Here is an 11661-nt window from a genome sequence, read left to right as displayed (position 1 = left end):
CCGCCGTGCCCGAGGTCGAGACGCTGGAGCGCTATCCGTACGTCCTACCCATCACCACCCGGTGGATGGACAACGACGTGTACGGCCACATCAACAACGTCACCTACTACAGCTACTTCGACACCGTCGCGAACCACTACCTCATCCACGAGGGCGGACTTGACATTCATGCTGCTCCTGTCATTGGGTTGGTTGTGGAGTCGAAGTGCAACTACCGCGCACCGCTGGCCTATCCGGACAGGTTGAGCGCGGGGCTGCGGGTGGATGTGCTGGGAACGCGCTCGGTCACCTATGGCATCGGCATCTTCAAGGAAGGCGCGGCGGAGGCCGCGGCCCACGGGCACTTCGTCCATGTCTTCGTGGACCGGGCGACCCGCAAGGCCACGCCTGTCCCCGAGCCGTTGCGCGCGGCGCTCTCCCGACTCCAGCGGTGACGCGCGGGCCGGCCTTCGCCCACGACGCGGCGCCGCTTTCCCTTCGCGTTCGATGAGGAGTCTCGCGCTGTGCGCACCTTGAAATGGATCATGGGTGGTGTGGTCGTCTTTTCCCTCTTGTCGGGGGGGGCCTTCGCCTGGGGCGTGCAGCGGGTGTCTCAGGAGCGCGCCGCGCGGGTCGAGGCGCTCGGTCCATTGCTCACCCGGGCGACGGCGCTGGAGTCCCTGAATCCCCAGGACGCGTGCATCGTCGTCGAGGGGTACTTCCTGAAGCGGGAGAAGGTGCTCACCACCCGGTGCGGGACCGTCGCCCTCGAGTCCACGCGCCCCGGCGTCATGTCGTTCCGGGGGCTGGTCGTGTCCGACAGATGGGCGGATGCCCTCACCGACGGGGGCTACGTCCCGACGGTGTGCCTCGCGAAGAGCGCCCAGGGCTGGGTGGTCGCGGGCTATTCGCACGACCTCCTGGAGTGCCAGTTCGACGCTCCCACGGGGCCGGATCCGGTGAAGGAGGCCCAGGCGCAGGTGGAGCACCTCAAGCGTGCCTGGATCGACGACGCGTTCGCCGCGGTTCGAGTGGCGTTGACGCGCCCCCCGTCGGACAAGGAGGTCTGCGAGGGTCTGCCCACCGTGTCGAAGTGGGGGGTGATGGTCCTGGATGCGGACCTCCTCGCGGAGGACCGCTCCGCGCGGATGAAGCGCACCACGCGCTACGGAGACGTCCTCGGCTTCCAGTGCATCCCCGAGATGACGGATGGGAAGGGGGCGAACCTGGGGCCGTGCGCGGCGTACCATCGCATCACCCACGTCGTGGCCTTCGACGAGATCGACGAGCCGGCGCTGGAGGTGACGGGGAGCACCTACAGGGGCGGACGCTATGCCGCGGTGGTGAAGCTCGTGGACGTGCGCAAGCAGGAGGTCCTGTGTCAGCGCGCGGTGTCCTTCCAGCTCCCCGAGGACATCCTCCTCGTGAAGCGCCAGAGCCTGCAGAGCGAGTACCGCAAGCAGGTGAACGCGGCGCTGCACGAGAGCGTGGCGAAGCTCACCGGCGGAAAGCTGGAGCTGGACTTCTAGTCTCCAGGGCCCTCAGTGCCAGTTGCCGACGCCGACGCCCCACGCGAAGTAGAGGCGGGACACGTCGATGAAGCCGCTGACCCGCCAGGCGGCGTCGGGCGAGGCGAGGCCGAACACGGACCAGCGGAACAGGCGGACCTCCGCCCCCAGGGTGCCGTGCACGCGCGCGCCGGTGCGGTCGAAGCGGCTGGGCTCCAGGTAGCTGCCCGCCCGCACCTGGAGCAGGTTCTCGAGGGGCTCCAGCTCGGCGCCCACGCGGGGCGAGAGCACGAGGCGGCGCCCGGAGCGCTCGAGGCGCTGTGACAGGAAGGACTCGAAGCCGATGGCGTTCGAGACGGCGCCGCTGATGAGCACCGAGCCGGTCAGCAGCAGCTTGCGCCGGGGCAGGGCCGCGTAGCGCTCGGCCCGGTCCGGTCCCCAGGGAATCTGCAGGGGGCGGTCGCCGAACTGGTAGGCGAACCCCGCTTCGATCTCCCACGGCAGGGTGATGGAGAAGGGCAGGTAGAGGCCCGCGACGAGCAGGTTGCCCTCCGCGTCGGCGATCGCCGGGCTGTTGGGCTTCAGCTTCCCCTTGACGGGGGCCCTGAGCGACAGCGCGGCGCGCAGCGGCAGGTCCATGGGCGTCCAGATGGCGCCGCCCTCGACGTTGGCGCCAATCATGCCGGCGAGGTTCTGCAGGACGTCGTCGCCCTTGTCGATGTCCAGGGAGACCGCCCGCAGGCCGAGGCCCACCGTCAGGTCTCCGTCGAGGAAGCCGCGGGCGACCTGGAGCTGGAAGCGGGTGAAGTTCACCTGGAGCTGCTGCCCGCCCGGGTCCTGGCCCTTGCCCAGGCGATACGTCTGCAGGGACGCGAGGCCTCCCGCGCCCCAGGGGCCCCACTGAATCAGTCCCCCCAACTGGGTGAAGATGAAGTTGTTGTAGGTGAAGCCCACCTTGCCGTTGTTGTCGAAGTCCGTGTCGCGCAGCGAGCTGGGGAAGGTGAACGCCAGCGCCAGGTCGTAGTCGACGTGCTGGGTGGAGTAGAGCGAGCGGATGGCGGGCGCGGCCGTGTTGACGCCGATTCCCTCCACGCCCTCCGCGATGGCGGCATAGGCCCCCGCCAGCCCGGACACCCGCACGGGGGCGATGACCGGCCCCTGGAACACGTCGATGTCGTAGCGCGAGCTCGTCAGGGGCGGGACGTCCGCGGAGGCCCGCCGCGAGGTCAGCCCGACGAGGATGAGGCTCCAGGCGATGGCGAAACGTCGGAAGGCGCACATGGCGGCGTCAGGCCCGCGACCATAGCGGGGCAGGGGCCGCCGCTCACGTGGATACGGGGGCGGCGTGTCCACCGTTCGTCTCGGGGGGCACGCCGCGTGTCGCCTCCTGAGCGCCGGGGGCGCTCGGGTGGCGCGTCAGCCCTCGTTCGCCGCGTGGATGGGCGGCCGGCGCACGGACCAGGGGCGGGCCTGCTCGAGCTGACCCGCCAGCCGGAACAGGGTGGACTCGTCCGCGTAGTGGCCGACGAACTGGACCCCGATGGGGAGCCCCTCCGCGTTCCAGTGGAGCGGGACGGACATCGCCGGCTGCCCGGTGACGTTGAAGAGCACCGTGAAGGGATTCAGCGTGAAGACGTGGCGGTACCACTCGGCGGCCGTGCGGGGCGTGTTGGCGTCGAGCACGCCCAGCTTGGGCGGCACGATGCCCGTCGTGGGGGTCAACAGCAGGTCATAGGTGTTGAAGAACGCCCCCACCGCGCGCGACACGGTGTTGAACGTGGCCGAGGCCTGCTGGAGGTCCGACGCCTTCATGGCGCGGCCGTGCTGCACCGCCGCCCAGGTGGTCGCCTCCAGCGTGTCCGGTCCCGCCTCGCGGCCGAGCGCCCCGCCGAGCCCCTCCGCCCAGAGCGCCATGAACGACGACCAGACGGAGACGAGCCCGTCCAGCATCGCCGCGTCGTCGTAGACGGGGGCGTCCTCGATGATGTCGTGACCCAGGGACGCGCACAGCCGCGCCGCGTCCTCCACCGCGGCCACGCAGTCCTTGTCGACCGTGGCCCCGGAGCCGGGCGTGCGGCTCAGCGCGATGCGCAGGCGCCGCGGCTCGCGTTGGACGTCCTCCAGGTAGGGGCGCTCCGGGGGCGGCGCGAAGTACGGGTCTCCCACCGCCGGGCCTTGCGACGCGTCGAGCATGGCCGCGCTGTCGCGGACCGAGCGCGAGAGCACGTGCTCCACGGCGATGCCCTGGATGGCCTCGGCCATGTCCGGGCCCACGGAGATGCGGCCGCGCGTCGGCTTCAACCCGAACAGGGCACAGTGCGAGGCGGGGATGCGCAGCGAGCCGCCGCCGTCGTTGCCGTGGCCCATGGGGACGATGCCCGCCGCCACCGCCGCCGCGGTGCCGCCGCTGGAGCCGCCCGGGCTGCGCGTCGGGTCCCACGGGTTGCGCGTGGGGCCGTGGAGCACCGGCTCCGTGCTGGCGTTGTTCCCGAACTCCGGCGTGTTCGTCCTGCCCATCAGGATGAGGCCGGCGCGCCGGTAGTGCGCCATCAGCGTCGTGTCGTGAGAGAACAGGAGCCCCTTCGCCAGCCGGCTGCCCAGGTCCGTGGGGATGCCGGCCGCGTGCAGCGCCAGGTCCTTGATGAGGAAGGGGACCCCCTTGAAGGGGCCATTCAGCAAGTCCGTCTGAAGCAGGTTCCTCGCGTCCGCCTCGCGGACGTCGATGACCGCGTTGAGCTTCGGGTTGACCTTCGCGACCGCCGCGAGCGCCGCGTTCAGCAACTCCGTGGGCGTCACTTCTCCGCGACCAACCAGCTCCGCCAACCCCAGCGCGTCATACCGCGTGTAATCGTCCAGATGCATGGGACCCCCATCGAGCAGGGGCCGACGTGGGTCGGCCCGGTGGCAAGCGGCAGACGATACTTCCGCGCCCGGGCCCAGGCGATGTGGGCCCGGGCGCGTCAACAATCAGTAACGGCAGACCCGGACGTCGCAGTAGCCCTGCCGCCCGCTGCAGATGCAATCCGAGTCGTCGATGCATCGCGTCGCGGGGCAGGTGGGGCCTCCACCGCCCCCACCACCGCCGCCGGGCAGGGTGTACTTGCACCCATTGTTGACACAGGCAACATCCTGCGCGGTGGGGCAGGCGTTCCAGCATTCCGCCTCGGACGAGCACCGCACGGCGACACAGGCGAGGTTGGCGGCGTCCTGGGCCTCCGGCGTGGCCTCGGCGGAGGAGAGGCGCTCCTCGGACTGGGTGGCTTCGACGGAGGACGGCTCCGCGGTGACGAGGGCGGAGGTGAACGACAGCGCGAGGGCGAGGCTGAGGGGCAGCGCACGGCTGAGCAGGGACATGGGGTCTCCTTCGCCCGGGCTCCTCGCGGGATTGCGCGGAGCCCCGGCCGCGCAACTGTAGTCCGGTTGCAATGTCCTGGACCCGGGGCCGGATGGGAGGGATTCGGGCGCCGGCGCGCCGCCAGGGCGGGTGTCGGTGGGAGGACGTTCCCGGGCCCGGGGCTTGCCCGGCTGGCCGGGAGTCCACGGGGCCTCTTGGACGCTCCGGGCGGAGGGGTGTCCGGGAGCGGGGCGAGGGGTGCGCATCGGCGTTGCGCGACGCATCTGGGGGGCGTAGGGAGCTTCCACGCCATGTCCGCGACCGTTCAACTGCTCGAAGCCGTACGGAAGGCTGCTCGTCCTGGAATCTGGACCAACGGAGTGAACCTCGCCCGCGCCGGGGCGGTGGCCCTCCAGTCGAAGTCGGGGGACGAGTTGGAGTTGCGCGTCCGTTCGGCGGGGCGTCCGGTGCCCTTCACGGTCGCCCTGTACCCGGCCGACGAGGCCTGGGAATGCGATTGCCCCAGCCGCGTGGACCCCTGTGAGCACGTGGTGGCGGCGGCCATCTCGCTCCAGCAGTCCGAGCGGCAGGACGCGCCGATGGAGACGGCGGCGAACCGGTGGTCCCGGCTCGTGTACCACTTCACCCGCACCCCGGAGGGGCTGTCGCTGCGCAGGACGTTGGTCCACGCGGATGGTCGGGAGGAGGCGTTGGAGGGCAGCCTCGCGTCGGTGCTCGCGAAGCCCGCGCAGGCCGCGACGCTCCAGGTGGAGCAGGCGGACATCCTCGCCGACCGCATCCTCGAGCAGCGGCGCACGCGGGGGACGCTCTCGCCGGAGACGCTCGACGCCGTGCTCAAGGTGCTGGTGTCCGCGCGCAACGTCCTCCTGGAGGGGCGCCCCGTGGCGGTCCCCGACGAGGTCGTCGTCCCGCGCGCCGTGGTCGAGGAGCGCGGCGGCCAGTTCGTGGTGACGGTGACGCGGGACTCGCGGGTCTCGGAGGTCGTGAGTCCCGGCGTGGCGAGGGTGGGGGACGCGCTGGCGCGCCTGGGGGAGACGGGCATGACGGGGCCGTGGCTCCAGAACCTCCCCATCGTCCGCACGTATTCGGGGGAGAACCTGGGGGAGCTGACGTCGAAGGTCCTGCCGGAGCTGGCGCGGCGCATGCCGGTGGACGTGCGCACGCGGCGCGTGCCGCCGGTGGACCGCGAGCTCAAGCCGCGCATCCTCTTAGAGCTGCACCAGCTCGACGCGGGCCTGTCCGTCCTGCCCACGCTGGTCTACGGCGCGCCGCCGACGGTGCGCATCGACAACGGGCGCATGGTGTACCTGAAGGGCGCGGTGCCCCTGCGCGACGAGGCGCTGGAGCAGCGGCTGGTCCATCAGCTTCGCGACGAGCTCAACCTGGTGCCCGGTCGCCGGGTGACGGTGGCGGGGCCGGAGATGGTGCGCTGGGCGGACAAGCTGCGGCGCTGGGGAGGGGACCTGGCGGGAGACGGGGCCTCGGTGGTGAGCCCGGACGTGCGGCTGGTGCCCCGCCTCGCCGTGGAGGCGGGCAGCACCGCGGCGGGCATCCCGGACGTGCGCTTCACGCTCGAGTTCCAGGTGGAGGGCGGCAAGGGCGAGGCGCGCTCCGTGGACGCGGCGGCGGTCGTCCGCGCGTGGACGGAGGGCTTGGGCCTGGTGCCGCTGGTGGGCGGCGGCTGGGCGCCGCTGCCCCGCGCGTGGCTGGAGAAGCACGGCGCGCGGGTGGCGGACCTGCTGGCCGCGCGGCAGGCGGATGGGCGCGTCTCCAACCACGCGCTGCCGCAGTTGTCCGCGCTGTGCGAGACACTGGAGCAGCCGCCGCCTCCGGGGTTGGATCGGCTGGCGCCGCTCGTGGAGGGCTTCGAGAAGCTGCCCGCGCCGGTGCTGCCGGAGGACCTCACCGCGTCGCTGCGCCACTACCAGCAGCAGGGTGTCGGTTGGCTGGGCTTCCTCAAGAGCGCGGGGCTGGGCGGCATCCTCGCGGACGACATGGGCCTGGGAAAGACGCTCCAGACGCTGTGCGTGCTGGGGCCGCGCTCGCTCGTCGTCTGCCCCACCAGCGTGCTGCCCAACTGGGCCGCGGAGCTCAAGCGCTTCCGTCCGTCGCTGCGCGTGAGCGTCTACCACGGCCCGGGCCGCGCCCTGGACGAGTCCGCCGACGTGACGCTCACCACCTACGCCATCCTCCGCCTGGACGCGGCGGTGCTGGGGGCGCGGGAGTGGAGCGCGGTGGTGCTGGACGAGGCCCAGGCCATCAAGAACCCGGAGAGCCAGGTGGCTCGGGCCGCGTTCTCGCTCAAGTCCGGCTTCCGCCTGGCGCTCAGCGGCACGCCGCTTGAGAACCGGCTGGAGGAGCTGTGGAGCCTCATGCACTTCTCCAACCCGGGCCTGCTCGGGGGCCGGCGGCAGTTCGAGGAGAAGGTGGCCCGGCCCATCTCCGAGGGCAACGCGGCCAGCGCCGCCGAGCTGCGCAAGCGCATCCGTCCGTTCGTGTTGCGCCGCCTCAAGCGCGACGTCGCGCCGGAGCTGCCGCCGCGCATCGAGTCGGTGATGCACGTGACGCTGGATGAGCGCGAGCGCTCCATCTACGACGCGGTGATGGCGGCGACCCGCGCGGAGGTCGTCGCGCTGCTCAACGACGGCGGCAGCGTGCTCAAGGCGCTGGAGGCCCTGCTGCGGCTGCGGCAGGCCGCGTGCCATCCGGCGCTCGTGCCCGGTCAGCAGGCCACCTCGTCGTCGAAGGTGGAGACGCTGGTGGAGGCGCTCTCCACCGCCGTCTCCGAAGGACACAAGGCGCTGGTCTTCTCGCAGTGGACGTCGCTGCTGGACCTCATCGAGCCCGCGCTGAAGCAGGCGGGCATCACGTTCGACCGGTTGGACGGCACCACGTCGAACCGGGGCGAGGTGACCGCCCGCTTCCAGGCGGAGGACGGGCCGCCGGTGCTGCTCATGTCGCTGAAGGCGGGCGGCACGGGCCTCAACCTCACCGCGGCGGACCACGTGTTCCTGGTGGACCCGTGGTGGAACCCGGCCGTGGAGGCGCAGGCGGCGGACCGCGCGCACCGCATCGGCCAGGAGCGGCCGGTGAACGTGTACCGCCTGGTGTCCCAGGGCACCGTGGAGGAGCGCATCCTGGGGCTGCAGGACAAGAAGCGCGCGCTCGTCGAGGCGGCGCTGAGCGAGGCGGCTGGCGCGGCCGCCATCACCCGTGAGGACCTCCTGGAGCTGTTCGCGTGAACCTGCTGCGACTCACCCTGGGTATCGCCCTGGTGTTCTCCCTGGAGGCGGAGGCCAAGAAGATGGATGCGACGACCGCGCTGCACACGCTCATCTCCGAGGAATGGCAGTACCAGCTCGCGCAGAGCCCCACGTATGCCTCGGTGCAGGGGGACCGGCGGTGGAACGGGCGCTGGGACGACCTGAGCCCGCGGGCCATCGAGGCGGACCACCGGCATTCGCTCCAGGTGCTGGAGCGGTTGAAGAAGCTCGACCGGGCGAAGCTGTCCGCCGAGGACCAGTTGAACCTCGACCTGTTCCGCCGCGACTACGAGACGTGGGTGGAGGAGCACGCGTTCAAGTGGTACCTGCTGCCCACGAACCAGGTGGGGGGAATCCCGGAGGGCATCAAGCAGCCGCCGGGCGTCCAGACGGCCTACCAGCTCGCGGACACGCTGCGCTTCGAGACGGTGAAGGACTACGAGGACTGGCTCGTGCGGCTGGGCGGGTTCTCGACCTACGTGGACCAGGTGACGGCGTTGATGCGCGAGGGCCTGCGCGAGAAGCGCGTCCACCCCCAGGTCATCCTCCAGCGCGTCCCCGCGCAGGTGGAGCGGCAGCTCGTGGACGACCCGGCGAAGAGCGGCTTCTACAGCCCCTTCCGGCGCTTCCCCGCGAGCATCCCCCCGGCGGAGCAGGAGCGGCTGTCCGCGCTGGCGCGCGACGCCATCCAGAAGGGCGTGGTGCCCGCGCTGCGGCGGTTCCACCAGTTCCTGACCGCCGAGTACCTCCCCGGCTCGAGCCAGCAGGTGGGCATCTGGCAGTTGCCGGAAGGCGAGGAGACGTATGCCTTCTTCGCGCGCAAGTTCACCACGACGGACCTGACGCCGGAGCAGATCCACGCCCTGGGCCTGTCCGAGGTGAAGCGCATCCGGACGGAGATGGAAGCCATCATGCGGCGCACGGGCTTCCAGGGGACGCTCGCGGAGTTCTTCCACTTCCTGCGCACGGACCCGAGGTTCTACCACGCCACCGGGGACGACCTGCTCCTGCACTACCGGGCGCTCGCCAAGCGCATCGACCCCACGCTGGTGCGCCTGTTCAAGACGCATCCCCGCCAGCCCTACGCGGTGGAGCCGACGCCCGCGGACATGGCGCCCGACGTGACGACGGGCTTCTACTATCCGGCGGCGACGGACGGCTCGCGCCCCGGCACGTACCTGGTGAACCTGTACCGGCCGGAGACGCGCCCGCGATGGGAGATGATCCCCCTCACGCTGCACGAGGCCGTGCCCGGTCACCACTTCCAGACCTCACTGGCCACCGAGCAGACGGGGCTGCCCGACTTCCGTCGCTACGGCTACTACGTCGCGTACGGCGAGGGCTGGGCGCTCTACTGCGAGACGCTGGGGGACGAGCTGGGCCTCTACTCCGACCCGTACGACAAGTTCGGCCAGCTCTCCTACGACATGTGGCGCGCGGTGCGGCTGGTCGTCGACACCGGCATGCACGCCAAGCGGTGGACGCGGCAGCAGGCGCTCGACTACTTCATGGAGAACGCGCCCCGCCAGCAGTTGGACATCACCAACGAGGTGGACCGCTACATCGCGTGGCCGGGACAGGCGCTCGCGTACAAGGTCGGCCAGCTCAAGATTCGCGAGCTGCGCACGCGCGCGGAAGAGGCCCTGGGCGCGCGCTTCGACGTCCGCGAGTTCCACGACGTGGTGCTGCTCGGGGGCTCGCTGCCGCTGGACGTGCTGGAGCGGAAGGTCGACGCGTGGATCGCCGGCCAGAAGTCCGCGACGAAGACCACGGCCGTCGGGAAGTGAGGGGCGGGCCTACCGCCTCCTGCGCCCCACGGCCACGCGCACCAGCTGCTTGAGCGCGCCGTAGGCGCGGGGGCCCCCGGCCCTCATCAGTCGCTCGTTGAGGTCGTCCACCAACTGGTGTCGCAACGGGCGCTCCGAGTCCTGATGGGCGAGCAGCGCCGCCTGCGTGGAGCGAAGCTGCTCTTCGAGCGCCTCGTATTGCTGGACCCGGGCCGTGAGGACGTCGCGCTGTTCGCGCAGCGCCGCGAGCTCCGCGCGGCCCGTCTCCCACTCGTCGCGCCGCGCCTCCAGCTCCGCGCGGTCCGCCCTCCACGCGTCCCGCTGCGCTTCCAGCTCGCGCAGGCGCGTCTCCTGGAGGTCGTAGCGGGACGCGAGCGTCCGATGCTGCTCGCGCACCTGCTCGGTCGCGCGGGCCTCCTCGCCGCGCAGCCGCTGCACCTCCCGCAGCTCGCCTCGCGTGTCCTCGAGCCACCGCGTGGCGCGGGTCACCCAACTGACGGCCGGGACGGGCTGGCGCAGGCAGGCCTCCATCCGCTCCAGCCACGCGTGGCGCAGGGCCAGTTGGTGCGTCACGTAGTCCTGGCTGCGCGCCCGGACGCGCTCCCGGTCCTCCGTGAGGAACGACGGGAGGGAGAGCTCCGGCTCCTCCAGGCCCGCCTTCTTCTGTCGGTAGTACGCGTTGAAGGCGAACAGGTGCGTGGGCACGCCCGCGACCTTGCCCAGCAGCGTGACATGGTACGACGAGGCGACGAGCAGCTCGCACTGGCGGATCTGCTCGATGGCCTCGGGCAGTCGCCCCTGGAGGAGCAGTCCCACCACGTCGATGACACCCGCGCGGGGAAACAGCTCCGGGAAGGACGTCCGGCGCATCGTGGCGACGCTGTCCTCCACGCTGGGGCGCTCGTCGATGTAGGCGTTGAGGACGACGGGGACGGCGCTGTCACCCATGTGGGCCCGCAGCGTCTGGAGCTGCTCGTTCATCTGGACCGCGGGCGGGGCCTCCGCCTCGCCGTCCTCGCCCCCTTGCGCGTAGACGTAGCCGGAGAGGTTCATGTGCAGCGCGAAGCGCCCCGGGTGGGCGGCGCGCGGCCCCTTGCGCGTGTCCTCCTCCGCGGCCCGAGTCAGCTCCTCCAGCGCGTCGTCTCCGGAGAGGTGGGCCTCCAGGCCGCACGTGGTCAACGCCGCGACCGATTCGGTGTCCCGACAGCCGACGAGCGCCGGCTGCCACTGCTGGGCGTGCGCCGCGAAGTGGCTGGCGAACTCCGGGCCGACCTGGAGCCCGGACAGGACGTAGTGGCCCGGCAGCCAGGCGCGCAGCGTCGCCTCGAGGAGCGCGAGCATGTTCTCGCCCCAGAAGCGGTTGAAGTAGCCCCCGCCATAGACATGCATCCGCGAGGCGCCGCGCAGGTGCTGGGGCACCACCGGCTCCAACCCCAGCTCCACCGCCTTGCGCACGGCCTCCGGGCCCGACTCGGCCGTGTAGACGACGAAGTCCTCCGCGCCCATCACCCGCCGGAGCTGCTCGAGGTACTGCGTGTCGGCCACCCTGCCCAGCTCGTGCAGGGGCGCGACGACTTCATTCTCCGGACGCGCCTGGTGCCACCGCACCACGCCCTGGAGCATCAACATGTCCCCGAAGTTCCAGTATCCGTTGAATCCTCCAGCGAGGAGGACCTTCGTCGAGTCGGGGCTGTAGAGCTTCTTCAGGGTCGATGGCGTCGCGAAGAAGGAGAAGCGCATCCCATTTCCTTAATCACGATTCGCGCGGG

At 71.3% G+C, this 11661-nt stretch carries 8 protein-coding genes; 4 read left to right on the top strand and 4 right to left on the bottom strand.

Translation table 11 applies throughout. From position 1 onward, the window contains the following. Nucleotides 1–5 precede the first annotated feature (5 nt). Both LZ198_RS26230 and LZ198_RS26225 read left to right on the top strand, forming a co-directional pair. Complete coding sequence (locus tag LZ198_RS26230) at nt 6–434, top strand: acyl-CoA thioesterase (RefSeq protein ID WP_253974794.1); 429 nt, start codon at nt 6–8, stop codon at nt 432–434. Nucleotides 435–503: 69 nt separating this feature from the next. Continuing rightward, nucleotides 504–1508 carry a hypothetical protein gene (locus LZ198_RS26225; protein ID WP_253974793.1) on the top strand — a complete coding sequence of 335 codons (1005 nt, stop codon included), beginning with the start codon at nt 504–506 and terminating at the stop codon, nt 1506–1508. A gap of 12 nt (nt 1509–1520) precedes the next feature. On the opposite strand, the gene LZ198_RS26220 is transcribed toward LZ198_RS26225, so the two are convergent. The 3 genes from LZ198_RS26220 to LZ198_RS26210 form a co-directional block, all read right to left on the bottom strand. Further along, nucleotides 1521–2768, bottom strand: a complete 1248-nt coding sequence (locus LZ198_RS26220; protein WP_253974792.1) for a hypothetical protein — start codon at nt 2766–2768, stop codon at nt 1521–1523. A 135-nt stretch (nt 2769–2903) separates the two neighbouring features. Beyond that, nucleotides 2904–4349: an amidase gene (locus LZ198_RS26215; protein ID WP_253974791.1), complete on the bottom strand. Its 1446-nt coding sequence runs from the start codon at nt 4347–4349 to the stop codon at nt 2904–2906. Nucleotides 4350–4454: 105 nt separating this feature from the next. Further along, complete coding sequence (locus tag LZ198_RS26210) at nt 4455–4841, bottom strand: hypothetical protein (RefSeq protein WP_253974790.1); 387 nt, start codon at nt 4839–4841, stop codon at nt 4455–4457. A 291-nt stretch (nt 4842–5132) separates the two neighbouring features. Here LZ198_RS26210 and LZ198_RS26205 point away from each other — a divergent pair, with 291 nt between their 5' ends. Both LZ198_RS26205 and LZ198_RS26200 read left to right on the top strand, forming a co-directional pair. Beyond that, entirely contained in the window at nt 5133–8084 is a 2952-nt protein-coding gene (locus LZ198_RS26205; protein ID WP_253974789.1) for a DEAD/DEAH box helicase, read from the top strand. A 62-nt stretch (nt 8085–8146) separates the two neighbouring features. After that, on the top strand, nt 8147–9892 hold the full coding sequence (locus LZ198_RS26200; protein WP_253974867.1) for a DUF885 domain-containing protein: 1746 nt from the start codon (nt 8147–8149) through the stop codon (nt 9890–9892). Between the two features lie 9 nt (nt 9893–9901). Here LZ198_RS26200 and LZ198_RS43265 read toward each other — a convergent pair whose 3' ends face one another. Continuing rightward, nucleotides 9902–11632, bottom strand: a complete 1731-nt coding sequence (locus tag LZ198_RS43265; RefSeq protein WP_267145487.1) for a coiled-coil domain-containing protein — start codon at nt 11630–11632, stop codon at nt 9902–9904. Nucleotides 11633–11661: the final 29 nt, after the last annotated feature.

Origin of the sequence: Myxococcus dinghuensis (assembly GCF_024198235.1) — a bacterium.
GTDB lineage: Bacteria > Myxococcota > Myxococcia > Myxococcales > Myxococcaceae > Myxococcus > Myxococcus dinghuensis.
Note: the sequence above shows the minus strand (reverse complement) of the source record. Positions and strands in the feature narration are given on the sequence as shown.

What these genes read in the sequence shown, in the direction of transcription:
- LZ198_RS26220 (WP_253974792.1), bottom strand. Translation starts at nt 2,768, where the DNA reads ATGTGCGCCTTCCGACGTTTCGCCATCGCCTGGAGCCTCATCCTCGTC.
- LZ198_RS26215 (WP_253974791.1), bottom strand. Translation starts at nt 4,349, where the DNA reads ATGCATCTGGACGATTACACGCGGTATGACGCGCTGGGGTTGGCGGAG.
- LZ198_RS26210 (WP_253974790.1), bottom strand. Translation starts at nt 4,841, where the DNA reads ATGTCCCTGCTCAGCCGTGCGCTGCCCCTCAGCCTCGCCCTCGCGCTG.
- LZ198_RS26205 (WP_253974789.1), top strand. Translation starts at nt 5,133, where the DNA reads ATGTCCGCGACCGTTCAACTGCTCGAAGCCGTACGGAAGGCTGCTCGT.
- LZ198_RS26200 (WP_253974867.1), top strand. Translation starts at nt 8,147, where the DNA reads ATGGATGCGACGACCGCGCTGCACACGCTCATCTCCGAGGAATGGCAG.
- LZ198_RS43265 (WP_267145487.1), bottom strand. Translation starts at nt 11,632, where the DNA reads ATGCGCTTCTCCTTCTTCGCGACGCCATCGACCCTGAAGAAGCTCTAC.